Genomic DNA, 24,837 nt, shown 5'->3' with positions numbered 1-24,837 from the left:
TTTTCATATTTCTGACATTTATCCAAAGACACACACAACTCCTTATCAGACGAAGTAATCTCCCGATAACATAGTGTATGGAGGCTAAGGTTGCAAAATATATCGCTGTTATTGTATGGCTAATGACAGAACTAGTGGCAAGGTAAAAACCGCCATCACAGTTTGTAATGTAATAATACCTGCCATTAATTGGCTATCACCATTCAATTGCCTAGTCAGAATATAAGCTGTTGGCGCAGTTGGAATAGCAAAAAAAATAACTAATAAAAGAGTTTCAAATTCAGGTAAGGAAAATAAATATGCGATTGATACCGCCAATACTGGCATCGCTAATAAACGTATCAATGTTGAGATAATCAAAGGCTGGAATTCTCTTCTTAAGGTTGCCGTTTGCAAAGCGCCCCCAATGCATATCAACCCTAATGGTAAACTGGACGCCGCCAATAATTTTAATAATTGGCCAGACCCAAATGGCAAACCAACAGGGGATAAATTCAATAGAATACCGACCAAACAAGAGATAATTAATGGGTTTTTAATGATCGGGAATAGAATTTGCTTTATCGATATTTTCTCACCTGATGTTAGGGAAAGTACCGCAATCACATTACAACTAGGGACAAGAATTGCCATTATTACCGCAGCAATTGCAACCCCTTCTTGACCAAATAAATCAGCTATTATTGCCAAGCCTAAGTAGGTGTTAAAACGCGTGATCCCTTGAATATAAGCACCGAAGCGCGGAACCGTAATTTTGAATAAATATTTACATAGCAAAACTAAAAATGAACTTGCCCCTAAGATACAGAATATTGCACTGGCAAGGAAAGTTAATTTAGGGTTATCTAGCGGTGCACTGGCCAAACTATTAATCAACAATGCAGGGAATAGGATAAAATAGTTAAGTTTTTCAGCACTCGGCCAGAAATCATTAGAAAATAAACTTGTACGACGTAAGATAAACCCAATTGCTATTAACGCAAATAAGGGCCATAACACCAATAAAATCTTTTCCATGATAAGTTAATTTATTCAATGAGCTAGCTAAACATGGCAGAAGCTTATCGTTAATGCAATGTTATGGTTAGGTAAAAAAAGCGGTATTGTGAATATCCGTTTTTGTAAGAAGGTTTTTTCATTAAAACTAGAAATACCTCACATTTCCTATTCTTAAATAGTTTTATTTTCTCCGCTAATCTCACTGACAACACAAAACGGTATCCCTCCGCATTATTCAACCTCATATCACAGTACTAATTTATAAATATTGTTTGCTTACAACCTAAAGTTTATGTATTTTTATGCACTATAATTGCATAAATAAAGAGGCTGTAATGATGTTTAAAAAATTAGTTTTTGCGGGATGCCTGACACTCGCGGCTTTTTCAGGGAATGTTTACGCTAAAGAAAGTTATACGGTCGGTGCTGGTGGTACATACCGCCCTTTTGAGTTTGAAAATAGCCAAAAACAACTGGAAGGTTTTGATATCGATATTATTAAAGCTATAGCGGAAGTTGAAGGTTTTGATGTGAAGTTAATCAATACCCCTTGGGAAGGTATTTTTGCAACTTTATCCTCAGGTGATCGAGACATTTTAATTTCCGGTATCACTATCACAGATAAACGTAAAAATATGGTCGATTTTTCCAACCCTTATTTCCCAGCAGAACAAGCTATCGTTATCAGCGAGTCCTCCAATGTGACTGACCTGAACAGCTTAAAAGATCTCAATGTTGGAGTGGTCAATTCCAGTACGGGGGATATTGTAGTCTCTGAAGTTATTGGCAAAAATAGTACCTCAATCAAACGGTTTGATAATACCCCTCTTCTACTACAAGAACTATTTGAAGATGGTATTGATGCAGCAGTCGGCGATGTGGGTGTGATTAAGTTTTATATCAAAACACACCCAGAGAAAAAATTTAAGCTGATCTACGATAACCATTTTGAAAAACAATATTTCGGTATTGCGGTGGCTAAAGGCAATAGTGAATTACAACAAAAAATCAATAATGGTTTAAACAAAATTGTTGAGAACGGAACTTATAACAAAATTTACCAAAAATGGTTTGATGAGAACGTTCCGCAACTGCCAAAACAATAATAGTAGAATTTAAAGCCATCGTTAGGTGGCTTTTTCGCGATATAAATCAGGGTGATAATTAAGATGTCTGCGTTTCGTTGGGAAATAATCGAAGAATATGCCCCTTTGTTTGCCGAAGGCGCTATGATGACTATCAAAGCAACCATCATATGCGTTATTTTAGGCTCACTTTGGGGATTAACATTAGGTTTAGGAAGAACAGCTAAAGCTGAACAAGGGATCTGGAAACCTGTTTTACACTATTTCGTTCAATGGCCTGTCCGTTTCTATGTAAGTGCATTTCGTGGCACACCTCTGTTTGTACAAATAATGGTCGTCCATTTTGCCTTAGTACCGCTTTTTATTAACCCACGTGATGGCTTATTAGTCACATCAGGGATTATGTCCATCGATACTGCGCGTATGTTACGCTCTGATTACGGTGCATTTTTATCATGTGTAATCGCAATTACGCTGAACTCAGGAGCTTACGTCTCTGAAATATTCAGAGCCGGTATTCAATCCATTGATAAAGGGCAAATGGAAGCCTCTCGAGCGCTTGGTATGAGCTGGGCTAAAACAATGCGAAAAGTTATCTTGCCTCAAGCTTTCCGCAGGATCCTTCCGCCATTAGGGAACAATGCCATTGCAATCGTTAAGGATTCATCCCTTGCATCAGCTATCGGTTTAGCCGACCTTGCTTATGCAGCAAGAACCGTTTCCGGTGCTTACGCAACCTATTGGGAACCGTATTTAACCATATCAGTAATTTATTGGATGCTGACATTTATACTTGCTCAGCTTGTGCAATATATGGAAAAAAGGTTGGGCAGAAGTGATTTACGTTAATGATTTACAAAAAAAATTTGGTAATACCCATGTATTACGAGGCATTTCATGTGAAGTTCAACCACAAGAAGTTATTTGTATCATTGGGCCTTCAGGCTCAGGGAAAAGTACCTTTTTACGTTGCTTAAATGCATTAGAACGCCCTGATGGCGGCGAAATAAAAGTTAATGGGTTTAACGTCCATGACCCTAAAACTGATTTAAATAAAATGCGTGAAAATATAGGTATGGTTTTTCAGCGTTTTAATTTATTCCCTCATATGACCGTACTTGAAAACCTGATGATGGCGCCGACATTGGTCAAAGGACTAAAAAAGGATCAGGCACTTAAGCAAGCTGAGCAATTACTCGCCAAGGTTGGGTTATTAGACAAAATTGATGCATGGCCTGCGAGTTTATCCGGTGGGCAACAACAACGAGTAGCTATAGCTCGCGCCTTAGCCATGCAACCGTCAATTTTATTATTTGATGAACCCACCTCAGCGCTTGACCCTGAGCTAGTGGGAGAAGTTCTAGCAGTCATGAAAACTTTAGCCAATGAAGGAATGACGATGGTTATCGTTACTCATGAAATGGGGTTTGCACGGGAAGTTGCTGACCGCGTTATCTTTATCGATCAAGGCATCATCCAAGAACAAGGTAGCCCTGAACAAATTTTCAACTCCCCGACAAACCCACGTACTGCAGAATTTTTAAGTAAGGTACTCTAGGCATCACGCCTGCTTATAATTGACTAAGCAGGCTATTCCGATAGTCAGGGTTACCTGTGATAGATAAGCTAAGCTAAGCATATTATTCTTAGCTAAAGCTGACTAACTTATGGATATAAAAACTCTTTGTAATCAATTTCGCTCAGGCAAAAAATATAAATATGTTTTTTTCTGGGGCCACCAAACAAAACAAAATCACATAACCAAAAGCTGTTTTAGCCAATGGTACCCTTCCCCATTTATTGTTGATGGTCATCGATTTGCAAGTGCTGAACATTTTATGATGGCGGAAAAAGCACGCTTATTTGGTGATACAGAAACCCTAAATAAAATTATTCATGCACCAAATCCAGGTGCGGCTAAAGCTTTTGGTCGCGAAGTCCGTGGGTTTAAACAAGATGTCTGGGATAAAAACCGTTTTGAGATCGTGGTTGCCGCTAATATGGCAAAATTTTCACAAAATGAAGAACTAAAGCAATTTTTACTTTCTACAAATGAGCGAATACTCGTAGAAGCCAGCCCCGTTGATAAAGTTTGGGGAATTGGGTTAGCTGAAGATAGTGAAAATATCGAAAATCCTCTAACGTGGAAAGGGTTAAATTTACTGGGTTTCGCATTGATGGAAGTACGTTCCCAATTAGCTGATTAACTCAGTTTATTTTTGCATGCTCTCTGATTGAGATGAAAAACCCGTTGTTGCCAAACAACGGGTCAGCAAATAATTAACTGAAATGTAGGATATTCGGCGGCTATTTATTACAAGGCCATTCTGTATTCAATCACGCCGGGCTTTTCTGCCACCCAGTTATACAATTTTTGACCGGGTAAGTTAGTTTCTTGCGTATGCCAATAAAGACGACCACATTGTTTTTCTTTAGCTTGCTGATGTACAAACTCGATTAACTGTTTCCCAACATGACGACCTCGCATTTCAGGTGTCACATATAAATCCTCTAAATAACAAAAATCATTTTCAGCCCAAGTTGACCGGTGATATAAATAATTCACAAAACCAACAACTTTTCCTTCTTCCAGTGCTACAGCACAATACATCGGCTCATTAGCATCAAAGAAGCGCTCCCACGCTTTTAACGTCACCTCTTCTTTTAAATCCACTTTGTAGAATTTTTGATATTCTAGCCAATAAACTAACCACTCAGGGTAATGTTCTGGCGCGACAAAATCGACTGTGACTGGTAATGCTGTTTTATTCATAATAACCCTTCCATCTATTAATTTATAACTTAGTGGGGTTATAGTACATACCAATCTGGTGCTGTATAAGATACACTTTTGTTATTTAAATAGGGTCCACTTTATGCGCCGTAAGCAGCAAGCTCCATTTCCCCTTCTTTTACTTAAAGAGGGTTACATTAAAGAAAATGTTTACCACACAATCCGTGATGCAATTCTGGATGGGCGTATTAATACAGGTATTAAACTTCCCTCAACTAGAGCACTTGCGGAAATGATGTCAATTTCTAGAAATTCTGTGATTGCAGGATTCGATAGGTTAATTGATGAAGGCTATTTGTATACCAAGAAAGGGTCTGGCACTTATGTTTCAGCGAAGATCCCAGACGAATTAGTTAGAACAACAAGTAAGCCTCAAATTATTAATTGCCCTGAATACAATGCACTTAATCTGAACCCTATTATCAGCACACTAGAAAGCTTATGGGATAAATCACGCCCGAATACAAACACACACCAAATGTTTAATATTGGTATTGGCTGTGTAGACCAATTTCCACATGAACTTTGGGGGCGTTTACTGGGCCGTGTTTGGCGTAAATCTAAGTCTGCAATCCCTCATTTTAACCATCCCGATGGTTATATGCCGTTAAAAAAACTGGTGGCTGACTATGTTCGCTCAACGCGTGGAGTCCACTGTAATGAAAATCAAATTATTATTGTCAACGGTACCCAGCAAGCCATTAATTTAGTTTCCAAAGTTCTATTAAAACAAGGTGATACTGTTTGGTTAGATGACCCTGGTTATGATAGTGCAAGGGCAATACTCACCGCAACAGGGGCTAAAATCGCCGCTATTCCTTCAGATCAGGAGGGAATGGATATCACTTACGCTGCAAAACAATATAGCCATGCAAAATTAATTTACACCACGCCCTCACACCAATTTCCACTAGGAACAACGTTAAGTTTACCTCGGCGCTTGGCATTGCTAGATTGGGCACAACAAAATAATGCATGGATTTTCGAAGATGACTATAACAGTGAGTTTCGTTTTTCATCTAAACCAATTCAAGCATTACAAGGACTGGATAATCACCAACGTGTAATTTATGCAGGCACATTCTCTAAAATGATGTATCCCGGATTCCGTTTAGGCTTTTTAGTTGTCCCAGAAATACTGAGCGAACCTTTTACAATGATGAAATATTACAGTGATAGTCATTGTGGCTACCTAGAGCAAGCGGCCTTAGCTCAGTTTATTCAAGAAGGGCATTATGCACGTCATGTTAGGAAAATACGCAAAATATGTCATGACAGGCAAAACGCATTCCTCAGCGCAATCAACTTATACTTGCCCCATTTATTTGACGTACAAATGACAGACTCTGGTATTCACACTGTTTGCTGGGTCAAAGCAGGTTACGATATTCGGATAATCCTTGAACAATGCCAGCAATTAGGCTTTGGTGCACAACCGTTATCTCGTTATTGTATTGAAAGCCGCAACCACAATGCGATTCTCTTTGGATATGCCGCTCATAATGAAAATGACATCATAAGTAGTGTAAAACGGCTCAGCGAAAAACTAACGAACCTATACCCAACCTAAACAATGGTTATTTTAAGCTTTTATCTGATAGCTTGATTTCTACGAACCATTATAAATGTACCTTAATGACATTATATTTCATTGAGGTAAATTGATGACGACAATAAATTATCCCCATAAATTCGAAGTTGGTGATATTGTATTTACCAGTATCGGAACAGAGTTGTTTCGCCAGATAGCCTCTGCTTCACAATGCTGGAGCAACCATGTCGGCATGATTGTAGGCCATGATGGAGATGACTATTTAATCGCTGAAAGCCGTGTTCCACTATCAACCACAACTACCTTATCCCGTTTTATTTCTCGGTCATCTGATAAGCGCTATAGTGTACGGCGACTCAGACAGTCATTGACCCAAGAACAGAAAAAAGCGTTAGTCGCACAAGTACCACCACGTTTAAATAAATTTTACCATACGGGGTTTAATTATGATTCTTCGAGGCAATTTTGTTCAAAATTCGTGTTTGATATATACCAATCAGCGTTATCTATCCAAATTGGCGAAATTGAAACCTTTGAAGCTTTATTAACCAAAAACCCAAAAGCCAAATTAAATTTTTGGAAATTATGGTTTATTGGACACATCCCTTGGGAACGTACAACCGTTACTCCAGCGAGTTTATGGCATCACCCTGAATTATCACTAGTGTACCGTAGCCATCAAGATATCCATTAAAACACCATGTGGAAAGCTATATTCGCCATATTAGTTTTGTATAGAGATAAGAAATGCGTTGCTCGTCATTAAACAAATTTGCTGCATAATTTGTGCTAACAACGCATCATCTATTTGTTCGCGCTCTAATCGCTTGAGTAATGGCTTGCGTGCAACAACAAAGCCTAATACTTGGCCGATTAATGTATGGGCGCGAATAATTGCAGTTTGCTCATCAACCGAATGAGCCAATTGAACGAGGCTAGATAACCTAATATGAAAAGGCTCAATAAAATCACGATAAATAACATCATAATTTTCTGTCGGTTCTAACTGCTCCCGAAGGATCAATACTGAGTAATATTCATGTTCAGGTAATAGTAATGCATTACCCAATCCTTTAATCAATAAACATGCCAATTGATTTATTTGCTCATTTTCCACAACAGACTGTGTTTTTATCTTTGCCATCTGATCATCAAATAGCTGAATATTACTCGCTTGGGATAAATCAGCGGCTATTTTTTGGATAACAGCGGTATAAACGCCCAATTTCCCGCCCATATGATACGGAATTGCAGACTGGTTAACTCCTGCATTTTCAGCTAGTTGTCGCGTCCTTACACCATTAATACCATGAAGAGCAAACTGTTTAATCCCTTCATTGATTAACTTTTCTTTGGTTGACTCAGAAGAAAGTGTATTTTTATTGGTTTCAGTCATATCCCGCTGTTATTCCATCAATTAATTATCTGCCCGCATAAGATAAGTTGAATTATGATTCAGTTCAATACCCTGACCTTGACCAACGACGACAGTTCCACCCAAATTACATAAATGGTAACCAAATGCGCAATTAGGTTCAAAGGCAAATGTCATACCTGCTTTTAACACCAGCTCACGACCAGGGTTCGGTAAACGCTCTAATTGGCGATACTTTTGTGCAATAGGTAAAGACTCGATACCCGGCGCAGTACCAAAACCAATTGGCCCATATGGGTTAATACTGTGGATCAACGGGTGAACATGCCATCCTTTTGATTTTAAAAGAGGCTGTTCCATTTTATCGACCACTTCCCCAAAAGTGACACCTTCTTTCAGATTTTCAACGCCTATTTCATAGCATTCCCGTGCGACGGCTGCAGCCTTTTCGAGGTTAGGGTGAATTTTCCCTACAGCGACTGCGGCTTGGTGTTGTGTTTCATACATCCCATACAGTGCAAATATTTCACTCAAGACAATATCACCTTGCTCAATTTTACGCGGTGGCTGTGAACGATATTGCCAAGCAGGTTGCCCCCAACCAATATACTCAGGGCCAGAACCCATTAAAATTTCGGCAGTAAACCCGCCCATGGACAAACACTTGGCTGTCACTGCTGCGGCAATATCGGCTTCTGAGTGACCGACCAACGCAGTTGCGCGCATTGATTCACTCATTGCTTCACCAATCATCGCAGCATATCTTACATGCTCTAATTCTTCGGCACTTTTCACTGAAGCTAACTGGAAAAAATGTTTATACACAGGCACAAAATTAAGTTGAGGTAAGCGTTCTTTGATACCTGTTAACGTGTTATAAGGCATCGCCCCATCAAAATAAAATGGGGGATAAGGTTCCAAACCCACCACACCGATATTCGCATTGGCTGATACCCCTAAATCAACAAATATTTGTGCAATATTTCGCCCTGTTTTACCCACAATAATCTGCTCTGGCGAGATCCATTGTACATCGCCCCGCATCTGCGCTTGCATATGGTCAGCCACCATCATTGGCGCAAATGTCACCACCAGCGGTGCTTTATCTTGATGAAAAATCACGACGGAACCTAAGCGGTCATTAGTAAAGTAGTGGTCAATACAAAAAGGTGCTGGCGCAGCTGACTCCCTATCCCCATAAATCATTAAGACTTCTAGGTCATTTAACTGCATGATTTTCCTTGCTATCCCCCACCTTCTATCACGTTCTTCAAAAGAAAAGGGGCTTGGAACAGCTATTGTATTCATCATCATCTCTCTTTATATTTAATTCATTTGAATGAATTAAATATAAGCCTGAGTAATCCCCTTTGTCAAACAATCATATGAACATATCGTGCGGATCAGGGAATTAAAAAATGGGTATTTAGTGAGGCATTAACGATAGCAAATACACTCAGATAAATGTATTTGCTATCATTGATTAACTATAAGCGCAGTTTTACGACTAAAATTATTTCTTTTTATTTAACATTGATTTTAAATCTGCAAAGGGATTGTAAGTTGCGGCTTCAACATCATCTTGCGCATCCTCCCCTGCGACCACGCGTGTACCGTACTGGTCAGCTTCCGTATACTTGGAGTGTTCATGGTCATGACAAAACAGACACAATAATTCCCAATTGCTACCATCTTCTGGGTTATTGGTGTGGTCATGGTCGATATGATGAACCGTTAATTCGCGTAAATTTGAATACACAAACTCCCGAGTACATCGCCCACATATCCACGGGTAAATTTTAAGTGCTTTCTCACGGTAGCCGCTTTCCAAGCGCGCATAGTTTTTTGGGATCACTGCCATTGCCAATGTTACCTATAATAAAAAACAACTTTACGATGATTTCTTTAATATACCCTATCTGGGAACAAAAGGAGAAATGCAAAAAGTAGAATTTTAATCAACTGATCAACGTGCCTGACATATAGAACCACATTAAACACCAGTTACCTATGTCTTGTGTAGCTCAGGTGTTTTTTGATACCCCCCAAAAGTCAGCTGCTGAGACTACCCTCAGCAGACATAACAATAATAAAATTTATTTTCTATCCTCAATAATCATTGCTGCTGCACGCTCTGCAATCATTATCGTTGGCGCATTCGTATTACCACTTGGGATCTCTGGTATGACAGAGCAATCCACCACCCGTAAATTCTTAATACCATGAACCCTTAAACGTAAATCTGTTACCGAATTTGTTGTTTCTGTTCCCATGCGGCAAGTTCCCACGGGGTGATAAACCGTTTTACAAAAATTACGGACAAACTCTTCTAACTGCCGTTCATCATCATATACCGCCGCAGGAGGCATCAAAATATCTTTGCTTACCGCTTGCAATGACGGTGAATTGAGCACTTCTAAACCAAATTTAACTGCTCGTTTGCAACCTTCCATATCTTCAGGCGAAGCAAGATAATTTGCATGAATTTTTAACGGGACGAGAGGGTCACGACTACGCAATAAAACTTCACCACGGGATTTGGGTTGAAGATACCCCACTTTCAATGTAAAACCGTGAGTCGCTGGTAATGGCTCACCAGGAACATCATCCCAGCTATCCAATATAGGAAGAAAATGGATTTGTACATCAGGGCGCCCTTGGTTACAACTGTCTTTAAACGCAGCACCTTCTAATACATTAGAGGCTAATAGCCCACTACGAAAGACCATCCATTCCAGTCCATGTTTAATCGCATTTAGCCCTTGGTCCGCACCAAATAAGCTAATTGGTTGTTTGGTTGTCACGTTAATTGACATATGCAAATGGTCATGAAAATTTTTGCCAACAGGCAGATTTGCAACGGTATCAATACCCAGACTGGAAAGATGTTCTTCTGGCCCAATGCCTGACAACATCAATAATTTTGCTGACCCCATCGCGCCTGAACAAATAAGAACTTCATTTGTTGCAAACGCTTCTATTTCATGTCCACTTTTCCCTTGATAAGCAACACCAACAGCACAGCCATTACGGATAATAATGCGGTTAACTTGTGCATTCAGTTTTAGCGTGAGTTTTTCGCTATTTTCCACCGATTTTAAATATGTTTTTGAAGTGCTTGCTCTTTCACCATTGTGGGTTGTCGTTTGGTAAAAACCAGTACCCTGCTGGTTTCCCCCATTGAGGTCATTAACATAAGGTAATCCGTGTTCTTGTGACGCACGAATAAATGCCATCGATAGTGGGTGCCGGTACCTGTTCTCACTCACAGGGAGAGGCCCTTCGGTTCCATGATACTCACCTGTCAGGCTTTCGTTACGTTCCGCTTTTTTAAACCACGGGAGCACATCATCGTAACCCCAACCTTCGCAACCATAATTTTGAGCCCAATTATCGTAATCTTGTTTTTGGCCGCGGATATAAATCATGCCATTTACAGAGCTACTTCCCCCAAGAACTTTCCCTTGAGCAATCTGCATTTTACGGTTGTTCGCATGAGCTTCCGGTTCGGTTTCGTAAGGCCAGCTTTTTTGTGCAATAATTTTAGCCACGCCTGCTGGCATACGAATAAACATGTGGTTATCACTTCCTCCAGCTTCGAGAAGTAATACCCTAGCTTGAATGTTCTGAATCAATCGAGCAGCAAGAACACATCCCGCAGAGCCCGCACCGACAATAATATAGTCATATTTTTCTGTATTCATTTCCGATCCACCACCCAAAAGATTAACAATGCATTCCCATTAATTTAACAATAGCGCTTTTGATTTGTTAATGTATGAATAATATTTAGTTAATGTGATTTAAATCAAAAATAATTTCCTACTTTAACTATTTAAAGGGATATTAATTAGTGGCTATATATGGTGTTTTTTACGGATGAATTGACGGTAAATTGACGATAACCAAAACGTCATTAACCCTTTATTAATAGGTTAACATTTAATTAGTCATCCAACGGTGATAGGGAAGAAATGTCATTTAACTCTAATTGTATTAAAGAAGCTTCTTATAGGTAAGAAGCTTCTTTAACATGTGATGATAAGAAATAAACCTATTACAAAACTAGGGGATTTAGCGCAACTACTTCGTTGAAAGCTCTCTACGGATGATTTCTGCTCCGGCACTTAACGCATTGAGTTTACCGCTAGCCACTTGACGAGATAATGGAGCCATACCACAGTTTGTCGAAGGGTAAAGTTTATCTGCATCAACAAACTCAAGGGCTTTACGTAATGTGTTCGCAACCTCTTCAGGGGTTTCTATCGTATTTGTTGCCACATCAATGGCCCCTACCATCACTTTTTTACCACGGATCAGTTCGATCAAATCCATAGGAACACGTGAGTTATGACACTCTAAAGAAATGATGTCGATATTCGAAGTTTGCAGTTTAGGAAATGCTTCTTCATACTGCCGCCACTCTGTTCCCAACGATTTTTTCCAATCTGTGTTGGCTTTAATGCCATAGCCATAACAGATATGAACAGCAGTTTCACATTTTAGCCCTTCAATAGCTCTTTCTAATGCCGCTATTCCCCAATCATTAACTTCATCAAAGAAAACATTAAAAGCGGGTTCATCAAACTGGATAATATCAACCCCTGCCGCCTCAAGCTCTTTTGCTTCTTGATTGAGGATTTTAGCAAATTCCCAAGCCAGTTTTTCACGACTTTTATAGTGGTTATCGTACAGCGTGTCGATCATCGTCATCGGGCCTGGCAGAGCCCATTTAATCGGTTGGTTAGTTAACTGACGTAAAAATTTGGCATCTTCCACAAAGACAGGTTTTTGGCGCGCAACGGCACCAACAACGGTAGGAACACTTGCCTCATAACGGTCACGAATTTTAACCACCTGACGTTTCTCAAAATCAACGCCGCTAAGGTGTTCAATAAATGTCGTCACAAAATGCTGGCGTGTTTGCTCACCATCGCTAACAATATCAATCCCTGCCCGTAGCTGATCGTCCAAAGATAAACGAAGCGCGTCTTGTTTTCCCTCAATTAATTCATCATTCTGTAATTTCCAAGGAGACCAAAGTTTCTCCGGTTCAGCAAGCCATGAAGGTTTCGGTAAGCTACCTGCAGTGGATGTTGGTAATAATATTTTCATAATAATTGACCTTAAATTTTTAAATTAATCAAAGCACGCAGTTAGCAGACCATTTCTCTAGAATATGTTTGTAGGGTTCAATAAAGTGTTCTTCTGTATATTTCCCCTGCTCAATAGCCAGTCGGCTACGTTCTTCGCGGTCATAAACAATTTTTGTTAATGAATAATCTTGGTTCGTCAAACTCGGTTGATAGCATTGCCCTGCGACAGAGTTCGCATTATAAATTTCAGGGCGATAAATTTTCTGGAATGTTTCCATCGTGCTGATTGTGCCAATCAACTCAATATTGCTGTAATCATTCAGCAAATCCCCCGTAAAATAAAAGGCCAACGGTGCAACACTATTTTTCGGCATGAAATAGCGAACCTGTAATCCCATTTTTTTAAAATATTTATCCGTTAATGAGCTACCATTTTGCTGATATTCTATCCCTAATACCGGGTGTTGATTTCCTGTACGGTGGTAAATGTCTTTATTTGATACACTTAAACATATCACTGGCGCCTTGTTAAAGCGCGCTTTATACTCATTTGAATTTACAAAATATTTAAAGATGTTCCCATGCAAATCACCAAAATTTTCGGGAAGGCTAAAGTTTGTTTGGTTTTTATTATGGTCTAGCAATAGAACACTGAAATCATAGTCACGGACATAAGACGAAAAGTTATTTCCGACAAGTCCTTCTATCCTTTTACCCGTTTTTTTATCGATAATATTAGTTCTTAGTATTTCAATAACAGGAAAAGTATTGGCACTTTTTTCAACGCTCATCTCTACCGAAATAATTTCAATTTCGATTGAATAACGGTCACTTTTTGGGTTATCCCAATACGCTAGTGTATTAAAACGATTATTCATCATCACCAGCGTGTTACGTAAATTTTCTTGACGGTTTTCCCCTCTCGCTAAATTAGCAAAGTTGGTCGTAATGCGAGTATTTTCCGAAGGGTTATAATTCTCGTCGAAAACACTGCTTTTAATCTTAAAGGTAAAATCTTTATTCATCGTGTTTGTTGCATCCTAAGCGCCAAGATGGAAACGGAGCCTCGCTTTTAAAATCACGTTTCCATTTATCAATATTTATGTTGTCAATAAGTTAATGATTTTGAATAACCTAATTTATGCCAGAGCCGATGAATGAGTTAAAGCGACTTAATTTCATTTGGAACATGAGTTATCTTCATGATCAAAAGATCAGCATATAAAGACTGGAATATAAAGTGTTAATCGTGGTATCCAGAAAATGATTAGCTTTTGATTTTGTTGATAATTAATATCTAAGAACTGCTCCACATTTATAACATTTATTTTGATAAGAAACTTTATAATGTCGGAAGATAACCCCTTTTCCAGCGAGGTAATATCAAATTTTGCCATACCTCTTTGTAATTTTAACCATCACGACACCTTTAGTAGAACGCTCGCCTTTGAAGATTTATCTACCTCTACGTGATGATAATGATGATGGGTCACAATTCTCTGGTGTGATCTACTGCTGAAATGACGAAAACTTCGATGTGTGTGATGAAGCTATAGAATATCATCATCAATAATTTTCTCGGTGCTGTTGTTCGAAACTCTATCTTTTGTTGAAAATACCTCATTTGTTAAGCAAATATAAAGTGAGTTAAACAATTGATTTAAATGGATTTAGTCAATGATTAATGTCCACAAGTTGTCCACACTTGAACACTTTTAGGCACTTTTGAGCCTTTTTTGTACAGATTGTGCACAAAAAAAAGGCACTCGCCCCCGAGTGCCTTTTGACTACAACTCACTGAATATAAAGTAAATTACACCTATTCAGCGGTTCTGGTACTTGTGCGGATGAGGTAGTCAAATGCGCTAAGTGCGGCGTTCTAAAAGTGATTTAAGCAATTGATTTAAATGGATTTAGTCAATGTTGATGTCCACATATTGACCACACTTATAAAGCCTCTTTTGACGAGAGGCTTTATTTTACAACAAATATGCCCTTTTATTTACTTGATTAAATTCCCATCAAAATAAGTATATTTACTTACAAAGTAATCAATTAGTAGATGTTATAACATGAAAGTTTATATCGTATATGATGTTAAAAACATTAGTTTTTGTTATTATAATATATCAATTAATTTATTTGTTGGAGATGCAATGAAGCTAATTTATTTTTATCTATGGCGTTGTTATGATGTTGATTTTAACCTAGGTATAAATTTATCCGAAAATACATTTATAACACTTAAAAAAGATAATACATTAGAAATTAAAGAACTCGAACATCAAGCCCCCCTCAATTTTTATGGTGAAAATATAATCAATGTCAGTGCTATCGTAGGAAAAAATGGGAGTGGGAAAAGTACTATTTTAAATATTTTGGGTTTAAATCGTTTAGATGTACAATCTTGTTATCCAGATAGCCAATGGATGGCCATATATGAAAACAATGGCGCATATTTTCTTGAAGGATTTAATTTAGAAGAAAAGTTTAATATACATAAATATGCAAAAAAATATATAGCATATAGTCTAAAAAAAGATAATAATGAATTATATTTTGATGATTTCATACAGAATAATGGAAATATTCAAAATAACTACTGCATTATACACAACCCTGATTTTTCTAATAATAAAAATAGTTATGGCAATTCAAATATACATGAGTATGATAGCCGTAATTATGGTTTCAAAAGGAGTTATTTAAAAACTAACGTAGCTAGCTTATATGAATTCATAACTAAAAATAATGATTTCTGTAGTAATTTAAACAAAAAAAACATAAACATAAATATTATAGATACGAATAAAGATAGCACGGAAATAAAGTTTTACTCACAATTAAATTATTATTTAGAACATGATTCACTAATATTTATACGTAGCAAAAAAAATATAAAAAAAATAGAAAGGAACGAAGATCTTTTCATAATTAGTTTAATTGAGTCTTACATCACGTATATTATAAATAATATAATCGATGAAGAAAATATCACTAATTGTAAGAAAATAATTACAAATAATGAATATGATGATGATATGCTTAATTTCACCCTCATTAAAGAATCCTTAATGAAAACAACTATTGAAATTATAAAGTATTTAGAAAATAATCATGATTATCTTTTCGAGCATCTAAACATACAGCTTTTTTTTGAAATTATAAGTTTAATTAAAAATAATAACAAATTAACTTTCAACAATGGACAATCATCAGGAAAAAATAAAATTTCATGCTCTATACCATTAAATGAATATGATAATTCAATACATGAACTAATTTTAAAAATTGAAGAGATAAATGCTCCTATAGCTATAAGAATTCCTAATATGAGCAGTGGAGAGTATAGTTTAAATAGTAAAATAGCAGGTATCAGCAAAGCAATTAACTTAAGTGAAAATGAAATTGATAATATTAAAAACTTTATTATTATTTTAGATGAATATGATGAAAACCTGCATCCAGAATGGTCAAGACGTTTTTTTGCTTACTTGTTAGATTATTTAAAAAAAGAGCATTCAGAGTGTAAATTCCAACTTATTATATCAACACATTCACCATACATTATCAGTGACCTTATGAAAGAAAATGTAATTAAAATCGAATACAACTCCTTACTGAAGACTTTTTATAGTACAAAAGCAACACACAGCTTTGCTAGTAATGTATATGACATTATAAATGATTCTTTCTTTTTATCACAACCCATTGGCAAATTTGCAGAAAATAAAATAAATGACATTTTGAATTTGATTGATGATAAAAGTATAAATTCCAAAAAATATAATGAACTACAGAGATTAATAAATACTATTGACGATACTTACATTCGAAAAACGTTACTTACAAAGCTTTGCGATAATCACAATTTCAATAAAGAATTACAATTAGAAAAAATAGAAGACGATATACAGACTCTAATCTCAAAAAAAAATAAACTACTTAATGAGATCAATGGAAAACATCATGATTAAACTTTCTAAAAATAAAGTATTTAATAGTCAATTCATACTAAAATACAAAAAACTAGTACAATCCTTTGTATTGAAAAAAAACATTGGATTTACTTTTTTTCATCATTCATTTAAGTCCAATGATATTATTATAAATGATTTAATAAATCGTATTGCATACGACCCATTTTCTTTTGATAATTTGAATGATAAATATCAATCTTTTTTAAATGACTATTACGAAATATCACAATTTCTACTACATGGAAGTGATTATCTAAAAATAATAAAAATACAATTTAATAAAAAGTCAGGATTGGGCTATAAAAAAAACCTAATAGATAAACGAAAAAGCATAATTGACTCTTTTAAAAAAAATAAAATACTGATTACCCTTGGTATAAATGATCCAAAAATAATAAAAACTGAAAAGAGCTTCTTAATATTTCACAAGCATGTGAGAAATAAATTCAATGATAACAATGAAAAAATAAGAAAAATTTTCGATTATAATGATTTCTTGAGATTTCAAAAAAATATACGAAATGAAATACTAGAAAATAATGAAATTAAAGTTTGTCCTTATTGCAATAGGCAGTATATAGACACATACTCATATCAGGGAAAAATAAAATCCATAGCACAAATAGATCATTTATTTCCAAAATCCGTATTTCCACTATACTCACTAACATTATTAAATTTTATACCATCATGTTCTTATTGTAATTGCATAATAAAAAGTGACAAATTATTTCCATGGCCATCTATTTACGTTGATATGCCATCAGATAAAAAATATTTTGAAATATCCTACAGAAGCATTAGTGGGATATTTGGAAACACCAACGATTTTGATTTAAAAATAACGCCAAATGATACATTAGAAAAAAACAATTCCTATTTCTTTAGACACAAAGAAATATATGAAAGTCACAAAGAAGATATTTCCATGTTACTAAAAAAAAGACAAATTTTTCATAATGGATATAAAAAATCCATTGAAAACATAATCAAAAATGATGGAATATCTAACGAAGAGTTTAGCCTTATGATTTTTGGTGTAACTGGTAATGAGAGTGACTATTTAACTACCCCATTGTCAAAATTAAAAAATGATATTCTAAAAGACTTTAAATAAAACAACTCCGTGTTGCCATTATCGTTTAGAACTAAGTTAGTTAATAAATTTGCTAATTAACCTAGTTCTAGCACAATACTTCAAAACATCTCCATCTGCTTCTCCCCCCGATGTGATCTAGGTAACTCATCCATCGGGATCTCAAAGCCTTCTGGCAACTATTGTGAGATTGTTTTTGTGAGATAAATCTCTACTGAGGTTATTGTCGTAAAAGAACAACCACACAAGCTTCTACGGGTTTCACTACTCATGGATTTACTAGTTTTGGTATAAGTCACAGCGCCACACTTTGGACAATTGAACGCCATTTTATAACCTTGGGTTATGGGTATGCCTGACGTTATTATAATCAACTATCCGTCACTTTGCTCGTCATCCGTCATATCAATATCTTTGATTTTTATTTCCAGTTCCAAATGGGTTATAAACCCGTTCCCATCAATGATGTGCGTCACTCGGCTAATCACCCACTGGTGACTATCAATGGTCGGTTTAAAGCCAGTTACCATGACGGGCATTTCAGGGTAAAGGTCGGCGCGCCCCTCGGCCAACGTAATATTAAATTCTGCTACGCCCCTTTGTAATTTTGACTACTTGGCCGCGGCGGCACGTTTAGCGGATTGTTCGTTTTTAAAGGTTTGTCGCATCACAAAAATATTTCCCTCGGCGTCCTCGATGTAATCGCCCTCTTTTTTGCTCGACCATTAGCCCCAAAACTTAAAATCACTATTGTGATACTCACTAAAGATTTCTGACAAATTAAAATTTGTATAGTTATATTTAACTGTATTTCTACGAGATAAATTTGTCACTAATTCATCCAAAAATAGATTTATATCACTGCAATAGAGATTGGATGGCAAATCTGTAATGTGATAATCCCACTAATTACTATTTAATAATCGTTGAATCGTATTTTCATCAAAACGATATTTAATTATCTTCTCAGGAATGCCCACCAACAATGACACAAGGAGGAATGTCTTTAGTCACGACAGAGTTAGGAGTGATACTACAAAGGAAGAATTACCAAGATGCCTACGAATCCCACAAAAATAGCATTATTCATTTGAAAAATCCGTGTATTCACCAAGAGATATATGGCGGGGCTTATTTCCGCTAACTTGAATCATTCAGTTACCTTATTTCGGACAAACTATTATCAGAAGGAAGTCACGCCGGTGTAATAGTGTATCTTTTCGCAGCATTAGCCGACGACAAGGCCGTTGAATCATTAAAGAAATCACTCACTGAAGCCCGCAAAGGCAAGGCATTTAAGAATATCTTTGTCTATGCTGCCAATGGTGGCAAGGATGGGATTCAAATTTTACCTTTCTCCCAAATCAGTGCCAAAGATGAGTTTGTCGGTATCAAGGACACCACCCACGATGATTTGTTGGCTATGCACCGGATACCACCACAGCTGATGGGGATCATCCCGCAAGGCTCGGGCAGTCTTGGTGATGTTGATAAGGCCGCAATGGTGTTTTGGTTCAATGAGTTATTACCACTAATGGAAAGCATGAAATCAATTAACGACATGCTAGGTGTTGAGGTGATCCGCTTTAAACAATATGCGTTGCTGGATTTCTTGACTCAGGTAAAGGGAAAAGAGTCGAATTATAAATAAACTAAAGATAAGCAAACTGAGTGATCCATTAACTCAGTTTGCTTATCTAAGCAGCGATTAAGACTTATACTTGGCTAACATCTCATCAATTTTATTTAATTCCACTTCAATCATTCGGTCACAAATATTTGGTAAACCTTTTAATTTTTGTAGCAATGCTTTTTTCTCATCTTCATTAAGAGTCCAACTCTCAGCAATACCTGTAACTAAGTAGTTGTTGCAACCTGCTTCATAACTGCCAGTCGTTTTCATTTCATAGTTATAATCTTCGATTTTAAACAATTTATTTTCAATCAAATAATTAATCATTTCTGCATTACCAACATAAAATGCATAAAAAATTAGATTTATATTTTTCTTTTTATAAAAGTAGGAATCAATATCATTGATGGTTGTATTTTCTAAAACACCTCTATCACTCTTAATTTTCTCAGTGATGAAAGGTAAATTATTCGTCAATATATTCATTGCTAATTTATAATCTTCATTACTAGGCGGCAATCTTGTTAAAAAATAATTTGTCGCATTAATTTCTCTATACTCTATTATTTTATGATAATCAATATCACGAAGATTAACATAATTAGCAATACTTGGATTTAAATCAATTAACTTATCTAATCTACTAATATATATATCACTGTATTCCTTCTTACTTTCAGTTGCAATTTTATATACTAATTCCCGTATTAATTTTCGTTTTGACTCTTCATCAAGCAAAGTGAAATAATTTTCAGCAAAAAGAATCTCAAAATTATGATTTGTTGTTATATTCTTTGATATTTTTTTATCAAGAAAAGACCGAAGGTAATGTCTACCTTCTTCTATTTTATTAACATCAAAGTTATCTTCATGAAATTGGCAGCCAAATAAAAACTCTAAAGAGTCAATGGGGGCTTCAGACCGAAATAATGCATACCATATATAATCGTCTAGTTCATACTCAACTAAACTGCAATTTTTCCCTAATTCTTTTTCTAAAGAGTTAGTGTCTCCATTAGCAATAAATGAATGTACTTTATTTTCAAAATCAACATTTAATTTCTGAGGAAAATAAATAATATTGTATGCAACAAAAGATATTAAGAATGCACCAACAAATTCACTTGATTTTTTGAACCTAAAAACAACCAGAAAAAAATTCAAAAATGTAAATATGAAAAATGTGAAAATACCAAAAAATATTTCACCTTTATCTTTAACAAAATAAATCCCAACATTACAATAGTATATAAAATTTAAAAATGGAATAAAAATAGAGGCAATAATCAGACTTCTCCATTTATAAACCTTTTTATTATTTTTTAATTTACTTTTAAAACTATTCTCTTCATCATCCTTAGCAAGAAATTTTTCAGAATTACATTCTGAGGTTTTATCCTTTGGTATTGTATCGTTGAAAGCATTTCCAATTGAAATCAAGTAGGTTATACATAAAGTAATTAAGACTACCGCACCGATCGCAACAACATAACCAAGACCATCAAACATAACAATTCCATTTATCATTAACAAATATCAGTGCATAGTCTTAATGTTAAATTTACCTTAGGTACATAAGATAAATCTCACTCACGTACTATTCCTTACCTTTGATGCCTATTAGCTTAAACATTATCCCTTTGCGTGCATTTACTCCCCCGCCTCGTCCACACGCAAAAGGGGGACAAGCGTATAATGTAGTTAAACTCGTACCAATTCAAATAAGTGATAACAATTTAATGGTAAAGTGATTGTGCTGTTTTGTGCAAAATTTTAATACTATTGGTTTTAAAAGTTCCTAATTTTGAATCTAACTACAACTTTGAAAATATCTTTTGATATTTTAATTATTATTATATTACTTAATTTTATTAAGTGTTATCAAAAGGTGCATAGTATGATTGAAAGTGTTTGTAGTTAAGCAGACTTGCTGAGGGAGGGATATATGTACATAAAGAAATCTGCACATCGGCAGCCTATAGATGAATGGAGGGGGAAACTAACTCTCACTGTTTTCCTGAAATACCCAGCACTTAATCACTTCAGGTGTTTTAAACGTATCCCCTCCGCAGCGTGCTATTAAACTCACTGTTTACTACACTTCTTACCGTCTTAACGCTCACAAACTTACGCATTCGGCCTGATTTTAGTAAATTTTTAATATCTGTATTCACCAACATCGATTGACGATGTTCACTGGCCACCTACGCAATATAGTTAAAGTTCACCGCATAAACACCCTTTTCACTACTGTGATTCACACCAAAAGCCTCGTTATCGTGTAAATAATCAAACAGCTCCCAAAACTCCATTACTTGCGGTTGGTCGAGTTGATTCGCTTGAACCCGTTGTTTGGACAACTCAATAATAAAGTCACGGGTTTGCCGTATATGGGCAGCTTTCACAGGAAGAACTAACGCTAACGTTTCTAGCAATGCAATTAACTGTGCGTGATTCTTGGCGATCCGCTCATGGTTAATGGCGGCAGTATTATTACTTTGCAGAGGATCTTAGGTCACTCGACATTACAGCAAACCCTGACCTACGCTCACTTTGCACCAGACTTTCTTCAAGATGCGATTACGTACAACCCATTAAAAGGAGGAACAGAGTTAGCTTAAATGATTGTTCGTTTTAGGATGATTTGAACGACAAAAAGCAATACAAATTTAACTTTTTCATGTCCACAAATTGTCCACACTGGGATGCATTTCTCCGCTGCAAGTACCACCAAATCAGCGTTTAGATCGTCCACAAGTTGTCCACACTTGAACACTTTTAGGCACTTTTGAGCCTTTTTTGTACAGATTATGCACAAAAAAAAGGCACTCGCCCCCGAGTGCCTTTTGACTACAACTCACTGAATATAAAGTAAATTACACCTATTCAGCGGTTCTGGTACTTGTGCGGATCAGGTAATCAAATGCGCTAAGTGCGGCTTTTGCCCCTTCTCCGGCTGAAATAATAATTTGCTTATAAGGTACTGTTGTACAGTCCCCCGCGGCAAAAATACCTTTAACACTCGTTTCGTTACGTGCGTCGATTTCAATTTCACCCATACGGTTTCTTGCGATGGTATCTCCCAACCAATTGGTGTTGGGTAATAAACCGATTTGTACGAATGCCCCTGCAACCTCAAGTAAATGAACGCTATCATCTGTACGGTCTTTATACTCAAGACCCGTCATTTTGCTACCATCACCTTTAACCTCTAAGGTTTGTGCATTCAAAATAATATCGACATTACTTAAACTGCGGGCTTTTTCTTGCAACACAGAATCCGCTTTCAGTTCTGGTGCAAATTCAAGCACAGTAACATGGTCAACGACTCCCGCTAAATCGATAGCCGCTTCAATTCCTGAATTACCACCACCAATTACCGCTACACGTTTACCTTTAAACAATGGACCATCGCAATGTGGGCAGAATGTAACGCCTTTAGTGCGGTACTCTTGTTCCCCAGGAACGCCCATGTTTCTCCAGCGAGCCCCCGTAGAAATAATGATGCTGCGTGATTTTAAGATACCACCTGATGCTGTCTCAATTTGGTGTAAACCACCTTCCTCTGCTGCGGGTATCAATTTCGCTACCGATTGACCATCAATGACATCAACATCATAACTATCGACATGATTTTTTAACGCGCCCGCAAAAATTGCCCCTTCGGTTTTAATCACTGAAATATAGTTTTCAATATCAACGGTATCCATTACTTGGCCGCCAAAACGCTCGCCGATCACCCCAGTACGGATCCCTTTACGAGCAGTATAAATTGCAGCTGAAGCACCCGCAGGGCCACTGCCAATTACCAGTACTTCAAATGGCTTACGTTCTGTCAGTGATTTTGCTGCGCGTGCATCCGAGTTGGTATCAACCTTGCTAACAATCTCACTTAATGTCATACGCCCTTGGCCAAACTCTTTTCCATTAAGGAAAACCGCAGGAACGCCCATTACATTACGCTCGTCAATTTCGTTTTGAAAAAGCGCACCGTCAATCGCGGTATGGCTAACATTGGGGTTCAATACAGCCATTAAATTCAGTGCTTGAACAACATCAGGGCAGTTATGGCATGATAACGAGTAATAAGTCTCAAAATGAAACTCACCTTCTAGGCCTTTAACTTGTTCCAATAACTCTTGTGCTTCTTTCGATGGATGACCACCAATTTGCAATAATGCCAGCACAAGAGAGGTAAATTCATGTCCCAGTGGCGAACCTGCAAAACGCAAGCCACTATCTATTCCTGGGTTAGTAATTAAAAAAGAAGGTGTCCTTATCGCGTCGTTGCGTTCTTCACGCACACTGACTTTATCTGATAGTGATGCGATTTGTTCTAACAGCTGTTTGATTTCATTTGATTTTTGGCTGTCATCTATATTAGCAACTAATTCAACGGGTTTAGTTAAACGTTCTAAGTAGGCTTTTAATTGTGCCTGTAAATTATTGTCGAGCATGTAATCCCCTTTAATTTTAATCATAAAATCGGGTACATATACCCGTCCATGCTTCAAGTTGCAGGCCTAAACACCTGCAACTTGAATAGTTTTTTTATTAATCTAGAAACTAATTAGATTTTGCCAACTAAGTCTAAAGACGGAGACAGTGTCGCATCACCTTCTTTCCATTTCGCTGGGCAAACTTCACCTGGATGGCTAGCTACGTATTGCGCAGCTTTAACTTTACGCAGTAAATCTGAAGCATCACGGCCAATACCTTCAGCAGTGATTTCAATTGCTTGAATGATACCTTGTGGGTCAACAACAAACGTACCACGGTCTGCTAGACCTTCATTCTCACGCATATTTTCAAAGTTACGAGTTAATGCGCCAGTTGGGTCACCGATCATGGCATATTTAATTTTGCCAATAGTGTCTGAGCTTGCATGCCATGCTTTATGTGTAAAGTGGGTATCAGTAGATACAGAGAAAATCTCAACACCTAATTTTTGGAATTCTTCGTAATGGTCAGCAATATCGCCTAATTCCGTTGGGCAAACGAAAGTAAAGTCAGCTGGATAGAAGAAGAAAACACTCCATTTACCTTCAACGTCTTTTTCAGAAACTTCGATAAATTGACCGTCTTTGAATGCTTGGTTAGTAAAAGGTTTGATTTGAGTATTAATTAATGACATATGATGTTCTCCTGTTTGGTTGCCTATTAAGTTACTGTTTTACAGCAATTAAATCCAATCAGTACCCACTATCGATTTGATAGGTATAACCTA

At 36.7% G+C, this 24,837-nt stretch carries 20 protein-coding genes and 3 pseudogenes; 10 read left to right on the top strand and 13 right to left on the bottom strand.

The features are described from left to right. Positions 1-108: 108 nt before the first annotated feature. Entirely contained in the window at positions 109-1,017 is a 909-nt protein-coding gene (locus tag P3L56_RS10040) for an AEC family transporter (RefSeq protein ID WP_198861405.1), read from the bottom strand. Positions 1,018-1,337: 320 nt separating this feature from the next. Between P3L56_RS10040 and P3L56_RS10035 the strand changes: the two genes are divergently transcribed. From P3L56_RS10035 to P3L56_RS10020, 4 genes are all read left to right on the top strand, one after another. Next, entirely contained in the window at positions 1,338-2,105 is a 768-nt protein-coding gene (locus tag P3L56_RS10035) for a basic amino acid ABC transporter substrate-binding protein (RefSeq protein WP_042844340.1), read from the top strand. Positions 2,106-2,168: 63 nt separating this feature from the next. Beyond that, positions 2,169-2,933 carry an amino acid ABC transporter permease gene (locus P3L56_RS10030; RefSeq protein ID WP_042843817.1) on the top strand — a complete coding sequence of 255 codons (765 nt, stop codon included), beginning with the start codon at positions 2,169-2,171 and terminating at the stop codon, positions 2,931-2,933. Next, positions 2,920-3,642, top strand: a complete 723-nt coding sequence (locus P3L56_RS10025; protein WP_042843818.1) for an amino acid ABC transporter ATP-binding protein — start codon at positions 2,920-2,922, stop codon at positions 3,640-3,642. The genes P3L56_RS10030 and P3L56_RS10025 overlap by 14 nt, the downstream gene beginning before the upstream one ends. 109 nt (positions 3,643-3,751) lie before the next feature. Then, entirely contained in the window at positions 3,752-4,291 is a 540-nt protein-coding gene (locus tag P3L56_RS10020; RefSeq protein WP_042843819.1) for an NADAR family protein, read from the top strand. A gap of 107 nt (positions 4,292-4,398) precedes the next feature. On the opposite strand, the gene P3L56_RS10015 is transcribed toward P3L56_RS10020, so the two are convergent. Further along, positions 4,399-4,857, bottom strand: a complete 459-nt coding sequence (locus tag P3L56_RS10015) for a GNAT family N-acetyltransferase (protein ID WP_042843820.1) — start codon at positions 4,855-4,857, stop codon at positions 4,399-4,401. A gap of 103 nt (positions 4,858-4,960) precedes the next feature. Here P3L56_RS10015 and P3L56_RS10010 point away from each other — a divergent pair, with 103 nt between their 5' ends. Continuing rightward, complete coding sequence (locus P3L56_RS10010) at positions 4,961-6,448, top strand: PLP-dependent aminotransferase family protein (RefSeq protein ID WP_042843821.1); 1,488 nt, start codon at positions 4,961-4,963, stop codon at positions 6,446-6,448. A gap of 94 nt (positions 6,449-6,542) precedes the next feature. Next, positions 6,543-7,124 (top strand): YebB family permuted papain-like enzyme, encoded by a 582-nt coding sequence (locus P3L56_RS10005; RefSeq protein ID WP_166686521.1) that lies wholly within the window; start codon positions 6,543-6,545, stop codon positions 7,122-7,124. A 30-nt stretch (positions 7,125-7,154) separates the two neighbouring features. Here the strand turns inward: P3L56_RS10005 and P3L56_RS10000 are convergent, their stop codons facing one another. The 6 genes from P3L56_RS10000 to P3L56_RS09975 form a co-directional block, all read right to left on the bottom strand. Further along, positions 7,155-7,826, bottom strand: coding sequence for a CerR family C-terminal domain-containing protein (locus tag P3L56_RS10000; protein WP_042843824.1), 672 nt, complete (start codon positions 7,824-7,826; stop codon positions 7,155-7,157). Positions 7,827-7,847: 21 nt separating this feature from the next. After that, a complete protein-coding gene (locus P3L56_RS09995) occupies positions 7,848-9,113 on the bottom strand; it encodes a M24 family metallopeptidase (RefSeq protein ID WP_166684947.1) in 1,266 nt (421 codons plus the stop codon). A gap of 205 nt (positions 9,114-9,318) precedes the next feature. Then, positions 9,319-9,666, bottom strand: coding sequence for an HNH nuclease YajD (gene yajD, locus P3L56_RS09990; RefSeq protein WP_042843825.1), 348 nt, complete (start codon positions 9,664-9,666; stop codon positions 9,319-9,321). A gap of 235 nt (positions 9,667-9,901) precedes the next feature. After that, positions 9,902-11,509 (bottom strand): GMC family oxidoreductase, encoded by a 1,608-nt coding sequence (locus P3L56_RS09985; RefSeq protein WP_198861404.1) that lies wholly within the window; start codon positions 11,507-11,509, stop codon positions 9,902-9,904. Positions 11,510-11,888: 379 nt separating this feature from the next. Continuing rightward, the gene (locus P3L56_RS09980) at positions 11,889-12,920 is read right to left on the bottom strand and encodes a methionine synthase (RefSeq protein WP_042843827.1); all 1,032 of its coding nucleotides are present in this window, start codon (positions 12,918-12,920) and stop codon (positions 11,889-11,891) included. Between the two features lie 28 nt (positions 12,921-12,948). Next, positions 12,949-13,926, bottom strand: coding sequence for a DUF1852 domain-containing protein (locus tag P3L56_RS09975; RefSeq protein ID WP_131680002.1), 978 nt, complete (start codon positions 13,924-13,926; stop codon positions 12,949-12,951). Positions 13,927-14,973: 1,047 nt separating this feature from the next. On the opposite strand from P3L56_RS09975, the gene P3L56_RS09970 reads away from it, so the two are divergent. Beyond that, on the top strand, positions 14,974-16,878 hold the full coding sequence (locus P3L56_RS09970) for an AAA family ATPase (protein ID WP_272685998.1): 1,905 nt from the start codon (positions 14,974-14,976) through the stop codon (positions 16,876-16,878). Further along, positions 16,871-17,998, top strand: coding sequence for a hypothetical protein (locus P3L56_RS09965; RefSeq protein WP_272685999.1), 1,128 nt, complete (start codon positions 16,871-16,873; stop codon positions 17,996-17,998). Before P3L56_RS09970 ends, P3L56_RS09965 begins: the two co-directional genes overlap by 8 nt. A gap of 353 nt (positions 17,999-18,351) precedes the next feature. Here the strand turns inward: P3L56_RS09965 and P3L56_RS09960 are convergent. Further along, positions 18,352-18,699: pseudogene (locus tag P3L56_RS09960) on the bottom strand (phage late control D family protein); the annotation flags it as partial. A gap of 302 nt (positions 18,700-19,001) precedes the next feature. On the opposite strand from P3L56_RS09960, the pseudogene P3L56_RS09955 reads away from it, so the two are divergent. Continuing rightward, a pseudogene (locus tag P3L56_RS09955) lies at positions 19,002-19,628 on the top strand (phage portal protein); the annotation flags it as partial. Between the two features lie 57 nt (positions 19,629-19,685). On the opposite strand, the gene P3L56_RS09950 reads toward P3L56_RS09955, so the two are convergent. Continuing rightward, complete coding sequence (locus P3L56_RS09950) at positions 19,686-21,119, bottom strand: hypothetical protein (RefSeq protein WP_272686000.1); 1,434 nt, start codon at positions 21,117-21,119, stop codon at positions 19,686-19,688. A 695-nt stretch (positions 21,120-21,814) separates the two neighbouring features. Beyond that, positions 21,815-22,045, bottom strand: coding sequence for a hypothetical protein (locus P3L56_RS09945; protein ID WP_243853432.1), 231 nt, complete (start codon positions 22,043-22,045; stop codon positions 21,815-21,817). A 36-nt stretch (positions 22,046-22,081) separates the two neighbouring features. Between P3L56_RS09945 and P3L56_RS09940 the strand changes: the two are divergent. After that, positions 22,082-22,231 (top strand): annotated as a pseudogene (locus P3L56_RS09940) (integrase); the annotation flags it as partial. Between the two features lie 261 nt (positions 22,232-22,492). Here P3L56_RS09940 and ahpF read toward each other — a convergent pair. Both ahpF and ahpC read right to left on the bottom strand, forming a co-directional pair. Continuing rightward, a complete protein-coding gene (ahpF, locus tag P3L56_RS09935) occupies positions 22,493-24,067 on the bottom strand; it encodes an alkyl hydroperoxide reductase subunit F (protein WP_071548062.1) in 1,575 nt (524 codons plus the stop codon). A gap of 113 nt (positions 24,068-24,180) precedes the next feature. Then, positions 24,181-24,744, bottom strand: a complete 564-nt coding sequence (gene ahpC / locus P3L56_RS09930; RefSeq protein ID WP_042843832.1) for an alkyl hydroperoxide reductase subunit C — start codon at positions 24,742-24,744, stop codon at positions 24,181-24,183. Positions 24,745-24,837 lie beyond the last annotated feature (93 nt).

This window comes from Providencia sp. PROV024, from assembly GCF_032709665.1.
GTDB lineage: Bacteria > Pseudomonadota > Gammaproteobacteria > Enterobacterales > Enterobacteriaceae > Providencia > Providencia huashanensis.
This window is presented reverse-complemented; position numbering and strand designations above follow the sequence as displayed.

Excerpts from the sequence above, each read along its gene's own strand:
- P3L56_RS10040 (WP_198861405.1), bottom strand. The coding sequence starts at position 1,017 with ATGGAAAAGATTTTATTGGTGTTATGGCCCTTATTTGCGTTAATAGCA.
- P3L56_RS10035 (WP_042844340.1), top strand. The coding sequence starts at position 1,338 with ATGTTTAAAAAATTAGTTTTTGCGGGATGCCTGACACTCGCGGCTTTT.
- P3L56_RS10030 (WP_042843817.1), top strand. The coding sequence starts at position 2,169 with ATGTCTGCGTTTCGTTGGGAAATAATCGAAGAATATGCCCCTTTGTTT.
- P3L56_RS10020 (WP_042843819.1), top strand. The coding sequence starts at position 3,752 with ATGGATATAAAAACTCTTTGTAATCAATTTCGCTCAGGCAAAAAATAT.
- P3L56_RS10015 (WP_042843820.1), bottom strand. The coding sequence starts at position 4,857 with ATGAATAAAACAGCATTACCAGTCACAGTCGATTTTGTCGCGCCAGAA.
- P3L56_RS10010 (WP_042843821.1), top strand. The coding sequence starts at position 4,961 with ATGCGCCGTAAGCAGCAAGCTCCATTTCCCCTTCTTTTACTTAAAGAG.
- P3L56_RS10005 (WP_166686521.1), top strand. The coding sequence starts at position 6,543 with ATGACGACAATAAATTATCCCCATAAATTCGAAGTTGGTGATATTGTA.
- P3L56_RS10000 (WP_042843824.1), bottom strand. The coding sequence starts at position 7,826 with ATGACTGAAACCAATAAAAATACACTTTCTTCTGAGTCAACCAAAGAA.
- P3L56_RS09995 (WP_166684947.1), bottom strand. The coding sequence starts at position 9,113 with ATGAATACAATAGCTGTTCCAAGCCCCTTTTCTTTTGAAGAACGTGAT.
- yajD (WP_042843825.1), bottom strand. The coding sequence starts at position 9,666 with ATGGCAGTGATCCCAAAAAACTATGCGCGCTTGGAAAGCGGCTACCGT.
- P3L56_RS09985 (WP_198861404.1), bottom strand. The coding sequence starts at position 11,509 with ATGAATACAGAAAAATATGACTATATTATTGTCGGTGCGGGCTCTGCG.
- P3L56_RS09980 (WP_042843827.1), bottom strand. The coding sequence starts at position 12,920 with ATGAAAATATTATTACCAACATCCACTGCAGGTAGCTTACCGAAACCT.
- P3L56_RS09975 (WP_131680002.1), bottom strand. The coding sequence starts at position 13,926 with ATGAATAAAGATTTTACCTTTAAGATTAAAAGCAGTGTTTTCGACGAG.
- P3L56_RS09970 (WP_272685998.1), top strand. The coding sequence starts at position 14,974 with ATGAAAGTTTATATCGTATATGATGTTAAAAACATTAGTTTTTGTTAT.
- P3L56_RS09965 (WP_272685999.1), top strand. The coding sequence starts at position 16,871 with ATGATTAAACTTTCTAAAAATAAAGTATTTAATAGTCAATTCATACTA.
- P3L56_RS09950 (WP_272686000.1), bottom strand. The coding sequence starts at position 21,119 with ATGTTTGATGGTCTTGGTTATGTTGTTGCGATCGGTGCGGTAGTCTTA.
- ahpF (WP_071548062.1), bottom strand. The coding sequence starts at position 24,067 with ATGCTCGACAATAATTTACAGGCACAATTAAAAGCCTACTTAGAACGT.
- ahpC (WP_042843832.1), bottom strand. The coding sequence starts at position 24,744 with ATGTCATTAATTAATACTCAAATCAAACCTTTTACTAACCAAGCATTC.